Origin of the sequence: Streptomyces sennicomposti (assembly GCF_019890635.1) — a bacterium.
Taxonomy (GTDB): Bacteria; Actinomycetota; Actinomycetes; order Streptomycetales; family Streptomycetaceae; genus Streptomyces; species Streptomyces sennicomposti.
The window spans coordinates 42,349-59,553 of sequence record NZ_JAIOAB010000002.1; the positions used below are offsets into that span (position 1 = coordinate 42,349).

Annotated in this window: 12 protein-coding genes; 5 read left to right on the forward strand and 7 right to left on the reverse strand. The window is 73.2% G+C overall.

Annotation, left to right across the window (positions count from 1 at the left end; all coding sequences use genetic code 11):
• Positions 1 to 8 precede the first annotated feature (8 nt).
• Entirely contained in the window at positions 9 to 1,016 is a 1,008-nt protein-coding gene (locus tag K7787_RS01205) for an LGFP repeat-containing protein (protein ID WP_223000158.1), read from the forward strand.
• Between the two features lie 54 nt (positions 1,017 to 1,070).
• On the opposite strand, the gene K7787_RS01210 is transcribed toward K7787_RS01205, so the two are convergent.
• The gene (locus tag K7787_RS01210; protein ID WP_223000159.1) at positions 1,071 to 3,524 is read right to left on the reverse strand and encodes a helix-turn-helix domain-containing protein; all 2,454 of its coding nucleotides are present in this window, start codon (positions 3,522 to 3,524) and stop codon (positions 1,071 to 1,073) included.
• Positions 3,525 to 3,708: 184 nt separating this feature from the next.
• On the opposite strand from K7787_RS01210, the gene K7787_RS01215 reads away from it, so the two are divergent.
• From K7787_RS01215 to K7787_RS01225, 3 genes are all read left to right on the forward strand, one after another.
• Positions 3,709 to 4,785 carry an AfsR/SARP family transcriptional regulator gene (locus tag K7787_RS01215; RefSeq protein WP_223000160.1) on the forward strand — a complete coding sequence of 359 codons (1,077 nt, stop codon included), beginning with the start codon at positions 3,709 to 3,711 and terminating at the stop codon, positions 4,783 to 4,785.
• Complete coding sequence (locus K7787_RS01220; RefSeq protein WP_223000161.1) at positions 4,782 to 5,477, forward strand: DUF6585 family protein; 696 nt, start codon at positions 4,782 to 4,784, stop codon at positions 5,475 to 5,477. Before K7787_RS01215 ends, K7787_RS01220 begins: the two co-directional genes overlap by 4 nt.
• Before the next feature lie 117 nt (positions 5,478 to 5,594).
• Positions 5,595 to 5,822: a hypothetical protein gene (locus K7787_RS01225; protein ID WP_019981145.1), complete on the forward strand. Its 228-nt coding sequence runs from the start codon at positions 5,595 to 5,597 to the stop codon at positions 5,820 to 5,822.
• Positions 5,823 to 5,918: 96 nt separating this feature from the next.
• On the opposite strand, the gene K7787_RS01230 is transcribed toward K7787_RS01225, so the two are convergent.
• The 4 genes from K7787_RS01230 to K7787_RS01245 form a co-directional block, all read right to left on the reverse strand.
• Positions 5,919 to 7,601 (reverse strand): ABC transporter family substrate-binding protein, encoded by a 1,683-nt coding sequence (locus K7787_RS01230; RefSeq protein WP_223000162.1) that lies wholly within the window; start codon positions 7,599 to 7,601, stop codon positions 5,919 to 5,921.
• Positions 7,602 to 7,724: 123 nt separating this feature from the next.
• Positions 7,725 to 9,809 carry a dipeptide ABC transporter ATP-binding protein gene (locus K7787_RS01235; protein WP_223000163.1) on the reverse strand — a complete coding sequence of 695 codons (2,085 nt, stop codon included), beginning with the start codon at positions 9,807 to 9,809 and terminating at the stop codon, positions 7,725 to 7,727.
• Entirely contained in the window at positions 9,806 to 10,708 is a 903-nt protein-coding gene (locus tag K7787_RS01240) for an ABC transporter permease (protein WP_223000306.1), read from the reverse strand. The genes K7787_RS01235 and K7787_RS01240 overlap by 4 nt, the downstream gene beginning before the upstream one ends.
• Before the next feature lie 169 nt (positions 10,709 to 10,877).
• Positions 10,878 to 11,861 carry an ABC transporter permease gene (locus tag K7787_RS01245; RefSeq protein WP_223000164.1) on the reverse strand — a complete coding sequence of 328 codons (984 nt, stop codon included), beginning with the start codon at positions 11,859 to 11,861 and terminating at the stop codon, positions 10,878 to 10,880.
• A gap of 358 nt (positions 11,862 to 12,219) precedes the next feature.
• On the opposite strand from K7787_RS01245, the gene K7787_RS01250 reads away from it, so the two are divergent.
• Entirely contained in the window at positions 12,220 to 15,165 is a 2,946-nt protein-coding gene (locus K7787_RS01250) for a type 1 periplasmic-binding domain-containing protein (RefSeq protein WP_223000165.1), read from the forward strand.
• Positions 15,166 to 15,190: 25 nt separating this feature from the next.
• On the opposite strand, the gene K7787_RS01255 is transcribed toward K7787_RS01250, so the two are convergent.
• Positions 15,191 to 15,697: a GNAT family N-acetyltransferase gene (locus K7787_RS01255; protein ID WP_223000166.1), complete on the reverse strand. Its 507-nt coding sequence runs from the start codon at positions 15,695 to 15,697 to the stop codon at positions 15,191 to 15,193.
• Between the two features lie 58 nt (positions 15,698 to 15,755).
• The gene (locus K7787_RS01260) at positions 15,756 to 17,174 is read right to left on the reverse strand and encodes a sulfatase family protein (RefSeq protein ID WP_223000167.1); all 1,419 of its coding nucleotides are present in this window, start codon (positions 17,172 to 17,174) and stop codon (positions 15,756 to 15,758) included.
• Between the last annotated feature and the right edge of the window lie 31 nt (positions 17,175 to 17,205).

Sequence of the window (17,205 nt, forward strand, 5' to 3'; positions counted from 1 at the left end):
GAACTCCCTTGAAGTCCCTTCACCGCAAGGTGCTCCGCACGGCGGCCGTCACCTCGGCGCTCCTCGTCGCCACCCTCTGCGCCGTACCCGCCGCGAACGCGTCGAGCCCCGACGGGCCGATCGGGCGGGGCGAGGCCATGGACCGCGCCTGGTCGTGGATCGCCGAGCAGGTGCCGTACAGCCAGTCCGGCTGCCATCAGAACCAGTTCGGCTGCTACCGCCCGGACTGCTCGGGCTATGTCTCCATGGCCTGGCACCTGAGCAGCTCCCTCACCACCTGGAGCCTGTGGGACGTCACCTTCGACATCCCGGCCGACGACCTCCAGCCGGGCGACGCCCTGCTGCGGGACTCGGGCGGCGTCGACCACGTGGCGCTGTTCGTCCGCTGGGCGGACCCGGAGCACACCCGGCCGGTGGTCCGCGAGGAGTACGACTTCGGCCATGTGGCCGAGGAACACGTGTGGAACGACGGGCTGCGCGGCTTCTCGCCCCGCCGCTACAACGCGCTGGACGACCTCGTGCCGTACGGCACCATCGCGGCCAAGTACGACAGCATGGGCGGTGCGGGCAGCGTCCTGGGACAGCCGATCCGGGGCGAACGCGACGCGTCGCTCGGCGGACGCTTCCAGCAGTTCCAGAACGGCATCATCCTGTGGCACCCGGATGTGGCGTACGCGGTGTACGGGGACATCCTGACCAAGTTCTGGGCGACGGACGCGGAGCGGCGCTGGGGCTTTCCGACGATGGACGAGGCGGATGCGTCGCGGGCGCCGGACGGGACGAAGGGGCGGTACCAGTTCTTCGAGCGGGGGCTGTTCCTGTGGTCGCCGGCGACGGGGACGCACGTCGTGCACGACGCGATCTACGACGCGTTCCACGCGGGCGGTCATGAGTCCGTCCTCGGGTATCCGACGACGGACGAGACGGACGAGGCCGGGGGCGGGCGGATGCAGCGCTTCCAGAACGCCACCATCCACTGGCGCGCCGACAAGGGCACCTGGATCACCGACAACTGACCCGCACCACCGGCACATCGCTCGACGGACAGACACGTCCCCGGGGCCGCCGGCTCAACCTCGCCGGCGGCCCTGCGCGGAACGGCCCTGCCCGACACGGGCCTGCCTGACACGCCCCTGCGCGAGACGGCTCTGCAGCCGGGCGTGGCGGAACTGGTACACCGCACCCGCCTGGCGCAGGACGCCGCGCTGATAGGCGTCGTCCAGGAAGGCGGCGACGGACCAGGGCAGGCGTCCGGTCAACGGCAGCCAGACCCGGGCGAGCAGACACCACTGGCCCCAGGCGGTCATGGTCAGCGTGTAGCCGAGCGCGCCGCCCAGACCGCTGATGGTGCCGAGCATGAGACTGACCATGGGATCCGCGACCAGCCGGCCCAGATGCCCCTGCAGCAGATCCACCACCACCCCGGCCCCGAGCCCGACCGCCGAGCCGAACACGGGAGCCCAGAAGCACAGTTGGGTGAGCACGGTGCGGCGGTCGGTGCGCAGGACACTGCCCGGGCTGACGGCGGAGACGACGTCGAGGGGCGTTTCGAGGAGGCCGAGGAGACAGAAGGTGAGCCCGGCGGCGCCGCCGAAGATCAGCCCGAAGACGATCGCGTCGATCAGCCCGAGGCTCAGCGCGGACGACAGCCCGGCGTGCCAGCTGAACGCGCGCACCAGGCCGACCGCGAACCCGTAGGCGCAGCCGAAGAGCGTGCCGCCCAGCGTGCCGATCACCAGCCGGGGACCGGCCCGCCACGTGGTGGTCTCGGGCCGGCCGCGGATGCGCAGCCGTACGGCGGACGGCCGGACGTCCTTGCCCGTGACCGTGTAGGTGAACCAGTGCACCAGCCCGAACAGGAATCCGGCCAGCAGGCCGACGATCGCCCCGTCGAGGAGGCCGTTGGCCAACGAGCCGCTGAAACCGACGGACATGACCGTGTCGACGAACCCGATGACCAGCGCGGTGACCAGGGCGGTGACCAGCGTGCGGGTGGAACGGCGCAGCCCGTGGCCGAGCCGCCACCAGGCCAGGTCCGGAGTCCTCAGCTCCGTCAGATGGCGGGCGAGATGGCCGAGCCAGCGCTGGACGCGCTCGGGGTCCCAGCCGCGCGCACCCGGACGGGCGCCGCGGTAGACGGTGGGCAGGAAGCTGTCGAGCAGGTGTTCTTCCAACTCCCGTACGCCGGGAAACCGTTCGGCGTCGAGCAGCTCGGCCGGATCGTGCTCCGGGGTGTCGCTGTAGACGGTGCGGGCGAGCGCCACCATCAGCGGCGTCGTCAGAACCGTGACGAGCGGGGCCGGCGACCCGTCCGGCGAGGGCTCGCGCAGCTTCTTCAGCACGGCCTGCCAGGCGCCCGCCGCCGGGTCCGAGCGGTCCGTCTTGCGGGTGGTGCGGGGCAGGTAGTGGTCCAGGTCGTCCAGGGTGAGATCGGTGAGTTCGATCGGCGCGGCCGAGGTCAGCACATCCGTCTCCTCGACCGCGGCGGCGTACTCGGCGGGCCGGCTGGTGAGCACGAGCGGCAGCGTGGTGGCGTTCAGGGCCTCCAGCGCGGGGCGGCGCAGCCCGTCGGCCATCTCGTCGAAGCCGTCCAGCACCGGCAGCACACGGCCGGAGTCGACCAGCGCGGAGGCCAGGCTGACCTTGCCGGGGCCCGGCGCGGCCGTACCCGGATGGTCGCGCGTCAACCGCTCGGTCAGCCAGTCGCGCAGGGTGACGGCCGTGGGGTCCCAGGCGCCGATGCTGAAGATCACCGGAACGGGCTCCGCAGGCATCCGCGACCTGAGATGGTCCAGGACGAAGCGCAGCGTCAGGACCGTCTTCCCGGACCCGGACCTGCCGAGGACCACCAGCCGCCCCGACGGGATGCTCCGGTAGGTCTCGGCGATGCCCTCCAGCCGGCCGCTCAGATCCAGCGGGCCGCTCGGAGCGCCCGGCGGGAGGCGGCGGATGTTGGCCCAGTGGTCGGTGAGCGTCTCGCAGGCGGCCTTCCAGCGCACCGGCAGCGGGTACGGGTCCTGGATCCGCCGCTGCTCCTCCTCGCGCTGCCAGCGGGCCGCCACCGCCTTCGCGAGCTGTTCGGCCGCCTCCGCCGGCGCGGTCTGCGCCGCCGAGAGCGGCGGAGGCGACGGCACGGCAGGCGGCGCCACGCCCGCCCCGGCTGCCGAGCCGTCGCCCGCCTCCGGCTCGCCCGCCCGCGCCTCGCCCCCTCCCGGAGAGCCCCCTCCCGGAGTGCCCCCCACCGGAGCGCCCGCCTCCGCCGCGCTCGCTTCCGCCTCGCCCCCCGTGCCGTCGCCCCGGCGCCCTGGGACGGCGGCGCCGAGTAACTCCTCGCGGTCCTCGCTGCGCAGGGCGAGCGCGTCGGCCAGCTGCTGCACCGTGGTCATCCGCGGGTTGCGGCGCTTGCCGGTCTCCAGGCCGCGGACGGTGCTCACACTGACACCGGAACGCCGCTCCAGCTCGTCCTGGGTCAGTCCCGCCTTCTCGCGCAGCCGACGCAGCACCGCGCCGAACTCACCGGCCACAGGTCATGGCCCTTCCCCCTTGAGTTGTCCGTTTCCGCAGGTCGGGACTCTAGCGCGGGCACCGGTCACATATGACCGGTTGAATGCTCTGTCCACATTTCCTGCACGACGGCCAGCCTCGACCACATCGACGTGAACGACCGGGGCGAGCGGATCGACCGGTCCGGAGAAACGGGGAGTGGCCATGCCGACGACGACCGCGGGCCGGTGCGACCGGGGCGTCACGCATCTCACGGCCGAGGAACGCGAAGTGCTCTACGCGCTCGGCTGCGGCCTGGGGGACGCCGAGATCGCCGCCGCCCTGGTCCTGCCCGAGGAGGTGGTGGCCGAACGGCTCGGCCGCGTGCTCGGGAAGCTGGGGCTGCGCGACCGGGCCGCCGCCATCGTGCACGCCTTCGACTGCGGTCTGGTCGTGCCGGGCCAGGGGCCGCGCCGGCCGGTACCGGGGAACACCGCCGCCCGCCGCACCGGCGCCGCGTCCGGCCCCTGGCTGCGGGTGTCGGTGCTCGGCCCGCTGCGCACGACGCTCGCGGGCCGGCCCGTGGACGTCGGCCCCGTGCGGCAGCAGGCCGTGCTGGCGGCGCTGGCCCTGAGCCCGAGCCGTTCCGTCAGCCGGGGACGGCTGCTGGAGGACGTCTGGGGCAGGGAGATGCCGGACGGCAACGTCGTGCCGGTCTACGTGTACCGGCTGCGCAAGATCCTGCGGCTCGGGGACCGCCCGGACTCGGTGATCCGGCGCGACCGGTACGGGTACGGACTGGTCCAGGGCATCGCCGAGGTGGACGCCCTGTGCATGGACGACCTCGTCACCCGGGCCGAGGCGGCCGAACGCGCCGGCGACCTGCCGGGGGCCGTACGGCTGTGCGACCGGGCGCTGGAGCTGTTCCGCGGCGAGCCGCTGGCCGGACTGCCCGGGCCGTTGGCCGAGTCGGAGCGGCTGCGGCTCGCACAGCGCAGGGTCGCCCTGGCACAGCGGAAGGCGGACTGGCAGCTGCGGCTGGGCCGGCGCATCGAGGCGATCACCGGGCTGTCCGCCCTGGCGCTGGAGGAGCCGCTGAACGAACCGGTCGCCGCGCTGCTGATGCACGCGCTGCGGCGGGACGGCCGGCGGGCCGAGGCCCTGGCGGTCTTCGACCGCATCGCCCGGCGCCTGGCCGACGACCTCGGCGTCGATCCCGGCGCCCTGCTCGTACGGGCTCGGCGGGCGGCCCTGCTCGGGGAGGACACCGGCCCCGGCCGGGGCAGGGCCGGTGCGGCGTGAACGGGGCGGCGGACGACCGCGAGCGCGCCGAGGAACTGCTGTTGGCGCGGATCTCCGCGACCGCCGGCCTGGCCCGGCTGGGCAGACGGCGCGTCACCTACCGGGCGCCACCCACCGAGCCGGGGCGGTGGACGGCCACCGCGCGGGTGCGGCGCCTGCTGTGGGCCGAGCCCGGGGCCGCCATGAGCCCGGGCGCCCGGCTGGACCTGTACGAGCACGGACTGACGGCCGCCGTCGGCCGACGGATCCACGCCGTCCGCTTCGACGCGACGGTGGTGCGCCGGCGCACGGTGCTCACCTCGCGCGGCCTCACCGGCGCCCTCGTGCTGGTGGACGTCCACGGCGCGCGGGTCGTGCTGCGCTGCGGCGGCTTCGGCCGCCCGCACGAGTGGTGGCCCGGGATCTGCCGGGCCGTCGTCGCCGCGCAGGCCCCGCGGGCGCTGGCCGCGCTGCGGCAGGGCGCACGGCTGGCCTTCGGCCCCCTGTGGGTCACCGCGGACGCCGTCGGCTCCGCCCGGACGTCCCTGCGCTGGACCCAGGTCCAGCGGATCGAGGTCCGGGGCGGTTTCGTCGCCGTCCGCGCCGACGGCCGCTGGCAGGTGTGGGCCACCGCCGCGTCCGGGATCCCGAACCTCTGCGTCTTCCAGGCCCTCACCGAACACCTGGCGGGCGCCGGGCGGAACGACGACTGACGCACGGTCCCTCGACCGGCTGCCGCCCGGCCCACCGAACACACGCCGAACACCCACCGAACACACGACGAACGCAAAACGACCGACGGACACAGACGGACACAGAAGGAGACAGTCATGGCCGACAGCTACCGGTACCGGTGCGGCGAGTGCGGGCACCGCACCTCCTGGGGGAGCGAGTCCGAGGGGGAGAAGGCGATCGAGAAGCACTACCGCCACAACCACCCGGCCGTCGTCCCCGGCGGGATGGTCGAGTTCCGCAAGGGATCGTCCGGCGGTGGCGGCGGCTGCCTGCTCGCCCTGGGCATCCTCGTCGTCATCCTGATCATCGCCTCGCAGCACTGACCGGGCACACGACTCCTGGGCGGCCACCGCCGGTCGGCACGGCACGGCGTGGGCGACCGTGCGATCCGCCGGGCGGCGTCCGCCCGGCGGAAGCCGTCACTTCTCCCAGCCGACCGTCTCCGGGAGCGGGTTGTAGAAGATGGTCGCGCCGACGTTGGCGAGGCCCTTCTTCACGCCGTAGGTGGAGGGGCCGCTGAACAGGGGGAGGAAGGCGTACTCCTGGAGGGCCTCGCGCTCCACCTCGTTGGCCTTGCGGGTCTGCTCGGTCAGGTCGCCGATCCGGGAGACGGCGCGGATCTGCTCGTCCAGCGCGGGCGTTCCGGCGCCGGTGAGGTTGGAGTCGCGGTCGGAGCAGTAGAAGTCGCACAGGTAGCGCGCGCCGAACGGGTCCATCGAGCGGTTGCCCGACAGGAACAGATCGAACTTGCGGTCGCTGAGGATGCGGGAGAAGTCCGCCTCCTCGGCCTTCCGTACGTCCAGGCGCACGCCCACCGACTTCAGCATGGCCGCGATCGCCCCGGCGGTGGCCTTGCCCAGCGGGTCGTCGCCGAGCAGCGGATAGTCGAGGGCGAGCTTCTGGCCGTTCTTGACCCGGATGCCGTCGCCGCCGGGCTTCCAGCCGGCCGCGTCGAGCGCCTTCTTCGCCTCCTCCGGGGCGTACTTCAGCACGGCCGCGACGTTGTCCTGGTAGCCCTTCTGGAAGCTGTAGAGGATGGCCGAACCGGGCAGCGGCTCCGAGTAGTCCAGGCCCTGGAACTGGATCTTGGCGATCTGCGCGCGGTCGACGCTCTCCTCGATCGCCTTGCGCACGGCCTTGTCGGCGAGGACGGAGGATCTGGTGTTGAAGTACAGCGAGTACTCGAAGGGGCTGCCGCCGCTCCGGATCTCCGTGCCCTTCAGTCCCTTGATCTGCTTCAGGCTCTCGGCGTCGACGGCGGAGACGTAGTCGAGCTGCCCGTTCTTGAAGGCGTTGACCGCCGCGGTCGTCTCCAGGTTGACGTAGACCCGCTTGTCGAGTTTGCCCTTCTTGCCCCACCACTTCGGGTTGCGGACGAAGGTGATGTCGCCCGAGTGGGCGTCCCACTTGCCGACGGTGTACGGTCCCGCGCCCCACTCCGGGTGGGCCTTCTTGACGTAGGCGTTGTTGAAGTGGGCGACCGTGGCGGCCTTGGGGTGCAGGAAGGTGGTGAACAGGGCGGACCAGGCGGGGTTGACGCCCTTGAAGGTGAGGACGGCCTGCTTGGCGTCCGCGCCCTTGGTGACCGAGGTGATCTGGGCGTAGCCGTCCGTGGAGGAGGCGGCGAAGGCCTTGTCGGAGCCGTTGTTCGCCTGCCAGGTGGCCTTGATCGCGGTCCAGTCGATGGGGGTGCCGTCGTTGAAGACCGCCTTCGGGTTGACGGTGAGGACGACCTTCTGGTTCCCGCCCTCGACGGAGACCTTCACATCGCTGAAGTAGTCGGGGTTGTACTGCACTTCGCCGGTGGGCGAGTAGGTGATGGCGTCGGCGTTGTACCAGGACCAGATCCGGCTGGCGGTCAGCGTGGAGTTCACGTTGAAGGGGTTGCCCTGGTCGTCGAAGGTGCCGACCGTGGTGTACGTGCCGCCGTCCCTGACCCGGTCGTAGGGCGTCGGGTTGTAGTCGGCGGCGGACGGCGCGGCCGAAGGCGCCTTCCCGGCGCCCGAGTGCGCCGAGCCGGTGCCGGACGAGGACTGGCACGCGGTGGCGGTGACGGAGACGGCGGCGATCAGGGCGACGGGCAGGGCCAGTCGTGTGCGCATGACGGGATTCCTTTCGGGTGGGCGGATCGGGCGCGGGCACACGGCACGGCGCCGCGGGTGCGGGCGCGCGTGCGGGCACGGGGGAGCGGCCCCGGGTGCCGGGGCCGGTGTGTGCCGGTGCGGTCAGACGGCGTGACAGGCGTAGCGGTGGCCGGGGCTGCCGGGTACCGCGGTCTGTGCGGGACGCTCGGTGCGGCAGCGGCGCTTCAGTTCCTCGCCGGCCTCGCGGTACAGCGGGCAGCGGTCCACGAAGACGCAACCCTCGGGCGGGCGCGCGGCGTTGGGCGGTTCGCCCGTCAGCACGACGCGTTCGCGGGTGCGTTCGCGCCCGGGGTCGGGGATCGGGATGGCCGACAGCAGCGCCCGGGTGTACGGATGCCGGGGGTCGGCGAAGATCGCCTCGGTGTCCCCGGTCTCCACGATGTGCCCGAGGTACATCACCGCGATGCGGTCGGAGACGTAGCGGACCACGGCCAGGTCGTGGGCGACGACGAGGTAGGCGAGGCCGAGTTCCCGTTTGAGCCGGGTCAGCAGGTTGATCACCCCGGCCTGCACCGAGACGTCCAGGGCCGACAGCGGCTCGTCCAGCGCGAGCAGCTTCGGCTCCGTGGCCAACGCCCGGGCGATGCCGACGCGTTGGCGCTGGCCCCCGGAGAGCGCGGCCGGGAAGCGGTCGCCGATCGCGGCGTCCAGGCCGACCAGGGCGAGGAGTTCGCCGACCCGGGTGCGGACCGCCGCGCGGTCGCGGCCGATCGCCCGCAGCGGTTCGGCCAGCGAGTGGAAGACGGGCATCCGCGGGTCCAGCGCCCCCAGCGGGTCCTGCATCACGATCTGCACGTCCCGCCGCAACCGCCGTACGGCGGCCGCGGAGTCGAGCGTGCCGACGTCGGTGCCGGCGATCTCGATCCGGCCGCCCTCGGGCCGGGCGAGCCGGAGGATCTCCAGCAGTGTGGTGGTCTTGCCGCTGCCGGACTCGCCCACCAGAGCGAGCGTCTCACCGGCGCGCAGCTCGAACCCGACCCCGCCCACGGCGTGCAGCGTGCCGATGCGGCGCTTGAGGACCGCGCCCTTGGTGATCGGGAACGTCTTGACGAGGTCCTCGACCCGCAGCACCACCTCACCGGCCGCCGCCCGCCCCTCGGGCGAGCGCGGTTCGACGGGCGCGGCGTCGCGCTTGGGGTCGAGGGAGCCGTCGGCGATCTCGGTGGCGCGCAGGCAGGCCACCTCGCCGTGCCCGGGGACCTGACGAAGCTCCGGCTCGGCCGTGCGGCAGGCGTCGAGGGCGACCGCGCAGCGCGGCGCGAAGGGACAGCCGCCGGGCAGGTCCACCAGGGCGGGCGGCTCCCCGCCGATCGGGACGAGGGGGCGGCGCGTGCCGCCGTCCACGGTCGGCACGGCGGCCAGCAGCCGCGCGGTGTACGGCATCGCCGGCCGGCGGAACAGCTCGGTGACGTCCGCGTGCTCCACGAACCGGCCCGCGTACATGACGGCGACGTCGTCCGCGTGGCCCGCGACGACCCCGAGGTCGTGCGTGATGAGGACGAGTCCGGCGCCGGTCTCGCGCTGGGCGAGTCTGAGCACGTCGAGGATCTGGGCCTGCACGGTGACGTCGAGCGCGGTGGTCGGTTCGTCGGCCACCAGCACGGCGGGCCGGTTGGCGATGGCCAGGGCGATCACCACGCGCTGGCGCATGCCGCCGGAGAACTCGTGCGGGAAGGCGGCGGCCCGGCCGCGTGGGTCGGGGATGCCGACGAGGTCGAGCAGCTGCACGGCCTGCTCCCAGGCCGCCCGCCTGGTCAGGTCCTGGTGGACGCGCAGCGCGTCGGAGAGCAGCCTGCCCACCGAGTAGATCGGGGTGAGGGCGGACAGCGGGTCCTGGAAGACCATGCCGATGGACCTGCCGCGTATCCTCGACAGCGCCCGGTCGTCGAGGCCGACGAGGTCCTGCCCCTCCAGCAGCACCCGGCCGCTCAGTCCGGCGGAGGGCGGCAGCAGGCCCATGATTCCCATGGCGGTGGCGGACTTGCCCGAGCCGGACTCGCCGACGACGCACAGGGTGCGGCCGGGCATGAGGTCGAAGCCGACGCCGCGCACCGCCTGGACGGGGCCGGCCTCGGAGGGGAAGGTGACCCTGAGGTCCCGTACGGACAGGACGGGCCGGGCGCCCTCGTGGGACGCGGGGTCGAGCTGCGGGGTCGCGAGGGTCATCGTCGGCCTCCTGCCGAGCCGGTCGCCGAGGTGGGGTCGAGGGCGTCGCGCAGGCCGTCGCCGATGAGGGTCATCGACACGGTGAGCAGGACGAGCAGCCCCGCCGGGAACGCGAAGAGCCAGGGGGCGCTGGTGACGGTGGTCGCGCCGTCGGCGAGCATGGTGCCGAGCGAGACGTCCGGGGTCTGGACGCCGAATCCGAGGAAAGACAGGGCGGTTTCGCTGAGGACGGTCGCCACGACGCCGAGCGTCAGGTTGACGATCAGCAGCGAGCCGAGGTTGGGGATGATGTGGCGCAGGATGATGCGCAGCGGGCCCACCCCCATGAACTCGGCGGCCTTCACGTAGTCCCGCTCGCGCAGCGAGGTCGACACCGACCAGATCACCCGCGCCGTGGACATCCAGCCGAACACGGTGAGCACCACGATCAGCACCCGCCAGTCGCCGGCCAGCCGGTGCGAGACCAGGGCGAGGATGAGGAACGAGGGCACGATCAGCAGGAAGTGGATCACCGCGAGGGTCGCCCGCTCGGTCCGGCCGCCGAAGTAGGCGGCGCCGGAGCCGATCACCGCGGCGAGGACGATCGTCAGCACCGACACGCTGACCGCGATCGTCAGCGAGCGCTGCAGGCCGTGCACGGCGCAGGCGTAGACGTCGTTGCCGCCCTGGTTGGTGCCGAACCAGTGCACGCCACTCGGCGGTTGGGTGAGCGCGGCGAAGTCGGCGTCGGTGTAGGCGTGGTCGGTGAGCCGGCCGCCGAAGGCCGCGAACAGCACCAGCAGCGCGAAGATCACCGCACCGGCGACGGCGAGGCGGTTGCGCGAGAAGCGCCGCAGATAGAGCCGGCCGAGGCCGAGGTGGGCGTGCGCGGGGGCGGGGTCCGCCGCGTGCGGCGGCAGCGTGTCCGGGCGGGCGGGGTCCGCCGCGTGCGGCTCCGCGGTCGGATCGGCGGGGCGGGCCGTCCGCGGCTTTGCCGCCGGGCCGGCGGAGGGCGCCGGGTGCGGCGGCTCCGCGTCCGGGCGGCCGGCTGAGCCGGCGGGGACGTCGGTGGTCGCGTCGCTGCTCACGTCAGCTCACCCGCACTCTCGGATCGAGGAAGACCGTGGCGATGTCCGCGAGGATCGCGCCGACCGCGGTCAGGGCCGCCGCGAAGGCGGCCGTGGCGACCGCGCCGTGCACGTCGTTCTTGCCGATGGTCTGCACGAAGTAGCGGCCCATCCCGTTCCAGCCGAACACCGTCTCGGTGATCACCGCGCCGGTGAACACGGCCGGGACGCTGAACGCCACGGAGGCCGCCGTCGGGATGAGCGCGGTCCGCAGCGCGTGCCGGCGGATCGCCTGCGCCCGGGTGAGCCCGGTGGCCTGCGCGGTGCGCACGAAGTCGGCGCCCAGCGTGTCGAGCAGCAGCGAGCGCTGGGTGAGGTGGTAGCCCACGTAGCCCATCAGCGTCAGCGACGCGGTCGGCGGGATCAGATGCAGCAGCCGGTCGCCGATCGTGGGCAGCAGACCCTCGACGTCGGGCGAGTTCTCCCCGGCGACGTAGAGGAAGTGCATCCCGGCGTGCTGGTTCAGCCAGATGGCGACGAACACCACGACGAGCGCGGCGACCGAGGCCGGGATGTTGAAGACCACGACGGACACGGCCTGCGAGATCCGGTCGGCCCAGCCGTACTGGCGGGCGGCGGTGTAGACGCCGAGCGCGACGCCGATCACCACGGACAGGACCGTCGCCAGGATCACCAACTCGGCGCTGACCAGGGCCCGGTAGCCCACCTCGCCGTTGACGGAGACACCGGTCGGGGACTTGCCCCAGTCGAAGTGCAGGGTCACCGAGGTGAACCAGTCCCACCAGCGGTGCACCAGCGGCTCGCGGGGGTCCAGGTTGTACGGCGCGAGCGCCCGGTCGATCTGCTCCTCGCTGCGCACCGGCCGCAGCTCCCGGTAGTTGGAGCGCGGATCGAGCAGCCAACTGGCCAGGAAGTACGTGGCGTTGGTCGCCACGGCGATCATCAGGAGCCAGCCGGCCGCCTTGCGGATCACATGGCGCACCATGTGCGGCACCTCCTCACCGCACAGATGGGGCGGTGCGCACGGAGAGCGCCGGGAGGTGAGGGCGGATACATGTGGGGGAGGCCTTCTGCGGATACGGATCGGAGACACGTGGGGGGTGTGATCGCCATCCTGGTCCGCACTGTGAGACGGCGCCAGGTCTCGCCGGGGGCTGCCACAAGGCCGACATGTCGCCGTAGCAAACACCCCGGCATACGACGCGAATCGGACCGCCGGCGTCCGGGCCCGGTTCCCGCAGGCCCCGACATTCACAGGGCTCACGGGGTGCAGCGGCGGCCCGGTCCGGGTATCCCCATCGAACTCGATGTTCGATCAGGCGGATGCGACGGGGGCGGAGCACATGGGAAGACGGGTCTGGACCGGCAGTGCCGGAGTGGAGGCCGCCGACGCGGTCTTCGCGCTGATGAGACGGCTCATCGACGGTTTCCGGGCGAACCCCCCGGTGACCCCGCTGGTGGTGCTCCAGGCCACCGAGGAGGACGACACCGGCGCCCTGGACCGGCGGGTCGCCCAGGTCGTGGAGTTCGTCCGCCAGAGCCAGCAGCCGCGCGGGCTGATCGCCAAGCGGCTCGACGGCGGGGGCGGCCCGGACCCGTACTCCTCGGCCGTCGACATGGTGCGCCAACTGTGCGAGCACTCCTGGGACAACGCACGGCAGTCGCAGTACAAACCCTTCAGCTTCCCGCGCTCGCGCCTGCTGCGGGCCATCGAGCAGGCCGCGCCCGAGGTCGGCGCCGAGGTGACGACGGTGTGGACGGCCGCGGAGCGCCGCGAGCGCCTGATGCGCCGGCTGGCCGAACTGCGCTGGCGGCCCGGCGGCGGCCCCGACGGCGAGGAGGGCCGGCGCCGCGCCCCGGCGCTCGCTGACACCGTCGGCGCGGTCGTCAACCCCTCCGGGTTCGTGGGGGCGATGTTCATCGCCTGCCTCAGCGTGCTGCTGGGCGAGGGCGGTTGGCGCACGGCCGTGTGGGGCGGCGCCCTGGCGCTGACGGTGTTCGGCCTGGTGCACCTGCTCGCGCGCAGCGCGCCGCCGCTGCTGTGGCTGCGCCGGGCCACCCGCTGGTTCGCGACCACCACCTTCCTGGCCCCGCTCAGCGACCGGCCCGCAGCCGCCGACTGGTCGCGCTGGCGGCCCGCGAAGTCCTGGGAGACCATCCGCGGACGCGCCTTCGCCGTCGCCCAGCAGGTGGTCGCCGCACAGGCCGGCGATGCGACGGCACGTCAGTTCCACCTCGAACTGCGGGTGCTGGCGCTGCTGGAGGACCTGCGCGAGAACTTCCGCCCGCGCGCCCTCGACCTGCGCCGCCGCAAGCGCACCGTGCCGCCCGTGGTGTACCTGCCCCGGGCCACCGAGGAGGACGGCGGCCTGCTCCTGCTGCGCACCCTCAGCGACGTCCGCAGCCGGCGCAGCGAGGTCGACCCCCTGCTCGTGCTGGCCGCGGTCCCGGCGGCCGAACGCCTGCGGCCGCAGGTCCCCGCCGACCCGGAGCCCGGCACCGCGCCGCACCGCCCCGACGCCGACGACGAGGAGGGGGCGTACGGGGCGGACGCCCGGTACCAGCGCTGGGTGACCAACCTCAACGCCGGCCAGTCCCCGGGCCGGGCCGCCACCCTGCCGTGGATCCTGTACATCCCGATGCCCGCCGACGAGCTGCGCCACCGGCACTCCGCGCAGCACTCCACCGACCGCATCCGCCGGACGCCCGCCTGGGTCCTGTGGTCCCGGCCCTGCCTCGCCGTGGTCCTCGCCCTCGGCCTGGCCGCGGGCTTCCTCGGCAACCGGTACCTCGCCGGACGCTACTGCGAGGGCCGGCTGCTCGGCTCCAACACCGACTCCGGCCGCTACGACGGCGAATGCGTCGGCGTCGCCACCGGGAACGTCCGGCTCGCCCAGGGCAACACGCTGAGCCTGTCCGGCGCCGGCAAGGGCGTCACGTTCGACGCGGTGGAGCGGGCGATCAGGGCCGAGAACGCGGCCATCGGGCCGCACGAGGCCCATGTGACGATCGTCTACGCCGGCCCGGTCACCGCCGCCCGGCAGGCCGACACCCGCAAGGGGCTGGAGGAGATCACGGGGGTCTACCTCTACCAGCACTACGCCAACGTCAGCACCGACCAGCCGACCAAGATCAAGGTCCTGCTCGCCAACGCCGGCGAGAACATGCTGCACGTGCTGCCCATGGCGCGGCACATCGCGGACCTGGCGCGCCGCGACCGCTCCGTCGTCGGCGTCGTGGGCATGGGACGCGACACCACCGAGACCGAGCAGGCCGCCCGCATCCTCAAGGGGGCCGGGCTGCCCGTGGTGAGCACCACCAACTCCGGCAGCCACCTCGCGCGCAGGCTCTCCAACTGGTTTGGGCTGGCCGCCACCGACGAGGAGGAGGCGAACGCCCTGAAGGTCGTCGCCCGCCAGCTGGCCGCCCGCGAGAAGGGCGCCCAGGGCGTCGTGCTGTCCCGGTCGGTCGGCAGCGAGAAGGACTTCTACACCACCGAACAGGCCAGGGTGGGCAAGCGGATGCTCGCCGAGGCGGGCTTCGCGCCGGCGCCCTCGCGGACGTACCGGCTCAGCGGCGAGGGCGAACCCGAACTGACCACCCCCATCGGCTACATCTGCGGCAGCCGGCCCGTGCCGAAGGCCCTCTACTTCGCCGGCCGGGTCGAGGACGTGCCCAACCTGATGTCCCAACTCGGCTCCACGCCGGGCTGTTCGGGCCGCGGCATCACCGTGTTCACCGGCGACGACCTCACCAAGAGCAACTACGAGGAGGGCGAGGCCCTGCGCATCCCCGACGAGGTCACCCTCTACCACTTCGCCCTCGCGCCCATGGACCTCGCGGCGACGACCGGCTTCTACATCGACGCCCACCGCGTCCTGATGGACCTGCTGCCGGCCGGAGCCCGGCGGACGGCGCTCACCGATCCCGCCCGGCCCTGGACCGACGGGCTGTTCTCCAGCGGCCAGACGGTGCTGTCCTACAGCGCCACGGCCGTGCTGTACCGGGCCGCGCGCAACGGGGACGTCCCGCAGACCGCCGCGGAGACCTGGGCCGATCTGCGCTGGCACCCCAACCCGAACCTGCCGGTCGGCACGGTCGGCTTCGCCGGCAGCCGGCCCTACGCCGACCAGCGCGGCCACGGATACGAGATCGTGCGGGTGAGCTACGACGGCGGCGAGGTGCGGTCGGTGAACGTGTGCGGTCGGCCCGCCGGCAGCGACGCGCCGCTCACCGCGCCGCCCGGCCCCGAGGGAGCCGACCCGCACACGATCTGCCGCCTGCGCTGACCCTGGCCCGCTTCAGCGGCTCCCATCACAGATCCCTGCGCATGCACACCCGCGGCCACCGGTCCAGGCCGTGGGCCGCCTCGCGCGCACGGATCTCCCGCAGACCGGGTGTGAGCATGTCCTCGGCCAGCACCCGGAAGCCGCAGCGGGTGTAGTAGGAGGCGTTCCACGGGACGTCGGCGAACGTGGTGAGGGTCAGGGCGGGGGCCTGCCGGCTCCTGGCGTGGTCGGCCAGATGCTCCAGCAGGGCCCTGCCCACCCCGCGCCGCGCGCTGCCGGGGTGCACCGAGACCTGCTCCACATGGAAGTCGCCGTCCACGCGGTCGGCGATCAGGTAGGCGACCGGGACGTCGGCCACGTCGACGGCCACCCAGGCCGCACCGTCGCGCCGGTACCGGGCGAGTTCGTCCAGCGCGAGCGGCTCGTCCTCGGCGATCTCCGGCATGCCGATGTCGTGGAAGCGCTGACCGGCGGCCCTCTCGATGTCCTGGAGAAGGGGCAGCTCGCTCACACGCGGGGGTCGGATGTCCATGTGATCATTGTCCGGGACGGGACGCCACAGGCGGCGCCCCGTCCCCGCGACCGCCCGCTCAGGCCGCCGAGTACGGCAGGAGTGAGCTGTCGATCCGCTCCCAGGCCGCCTTCAGCTCGGCGAGCAGCGCGGGCCGGTCGGCGGCGAGGTCGGCCTGCTCACGGGCGTCCGCGGCGAGGTCGTACAGGTGGTCCCTGCCGTCGGCGTCCTGGTAGTACTTCCAGTCGCCGCGCCGCAGCGCGCGGTTGCCGCGCACCCGCCAGAACAGATCGCGCTCGGGGACGTCCTCCCCGCGCAGCAGATGACCGGCCAGACTGTGCCCGTCCAGCGGGTACGCCGGGGCCGGCCGGGCCCCGCCCAGCTCCAGCAGAGTGGCGGTCCAGTCGGGGGAGTAGACGGGGGTGCGACTGACCTGGTGACCGTCGACGGCGGCCGGCCAGCGCAGCACAGTCGGCACCCGGATGCCGCCCTCCAGCAGCTCGGACTTGCCGCCGCTGAGCGGCCACTGGTGGGAGAAGCGCTCGCCGCCGTTGTCGCTGGCGAAGACGACGACGGTGTTCTCCTCCTGCCCGGAGCGGCGCAGCGCGGCGAGCACCTCGCCGATCGACGCGTCCAGGTTCTCCACCATCTCCTTGTACTTCTCCACCGAGCCGCCGTCGGTGTGCATGAGGGCGCCGAGGACGTTCCCGGCGCGGATGTCCGCGGCGATCCCGGCGGCCGTCTCCTCGTCGTCCTCGGTCAGCCACGGCCAGTGCGGGGTGGTGAAGTTGAGGTTCAGCAGCCAGGGCCGGTCGTGGCGGCGGCCCACGTACTCCACCGCCCGCTCGGTCAGGACGGTGGTGTAGTAGCGCAGGTCCTGGTAGGTGGTGTCGCCCTCGTACAGGTCGTAGTCGCCGAGCTGGCCGAGTTTCGAGAAGTACTCCAGCGCGCCGCCGAAGTTGCCGAAGAACTCGTCCCAGCCGGACTTGGTGGGGCTGTAGTCCGGGAGCCAGCCGCAGTGCCACTTGCCGATCAGCGCGGTCGCGTAGCCGGCCCGCTTCAACAGCGAGGCCACCGTGGGGTGGCGGGGGTCAAGGCCCTGAGTCCTGCTGCCGATGGGCTCGGCCAGACCGCCCTTGGTGCGGCCGGGGTAGCGGCCCGTGTAGAGGCTGAAGCGGGTGGGGGAGCAGGTCGCCGAACCGGAGTAGGCGTCGGTGAAGCGCACGCCCTGGCGGGCCAGCCGGTCCAGGTTCGGGGTGCGGATGTGCGGGGCGCCGTAGCAGGAGAGGTCGGCCCAGCCCATGTCGTCGCCGAGGATGAACAGGAAGTTGGGCCGCCGGCCGGGCCGGTACCCGCTCCTGGCCCGGAAGGGCCGCTCGGCCTCGTCCCGTGCGGCCGCGGACTGCGCCGCCGCGGCGGGGCCGGCGACGGCGGTGAGCGCACCGCCGCCCACCAGGCCACCGAAGGCGCGACGGGAAACACCTGATATGTCGGGCATGAGACATCCTTGTTCGGGCGGCCCTCGTGAC

Excerpts from the sequence above, each read along its gene's own strand:
- K7787_RS01250 (WP_223000165.1), top strand. The coding sequence starts at position 12,220 with ATGGGAAGACGGGTCTGGACCGGCAGTGCCGGAGTGGAGGCCGCCGAC.
- K7787_RS01230 (WP_223000162.1), bottom strand. The coding sequence starts at position 7,601 with ATGCGCACACGACTGGCCCTGCCCGTCGCCCTGATCGCCGCCGTCTCC.
- K7787_RS01215 (WP_223000160.1), top strand. The coding sequence starts at position 3,709 with ATGCCGACGACGACCGCGGGCCGGTGCGACCGGGGCGTCACGCATCTC.
- K7787_RS01225 (WP_019981145.1), top strand. The coding sequence starts at position 5,595 with ATGGCCGACAGCTACCGGTACCGGTGCGGCGAGTGCGGGCACCGCACC.
- K7787_RS01235 (WP_223000163.1), bottom strand. The coding sequence starts at position 9,809 with ATGACCCTCGCGACCCCGCAGCTCGACCCCGCGTCCCACGAGGGCGCC.
- K7787_RS01260 (WP_223000167.1), bottom strand. The coding sequence starts at position 17,174 with ATGCCCGACATATCAGGTGTTTCCCGTCGCGCCTTCGGTGGCCTGGTG.
- K7787_RS01245 (WP_223000164.1), bottom strand. The coding sequence starts at position 11,861 with ATGGTGCGCCATGTGATCCGCAAGGCGGCCGGCTGGCTCCTGATGATC.
- K7787_RS01255 (WP_223000166.1), bottom strand. The coding sequence starts at position 15,697 with ATGGACATCCGACCCCCGCGTGTGAGCGAGCTGCCCCTTCTCCAGGAC.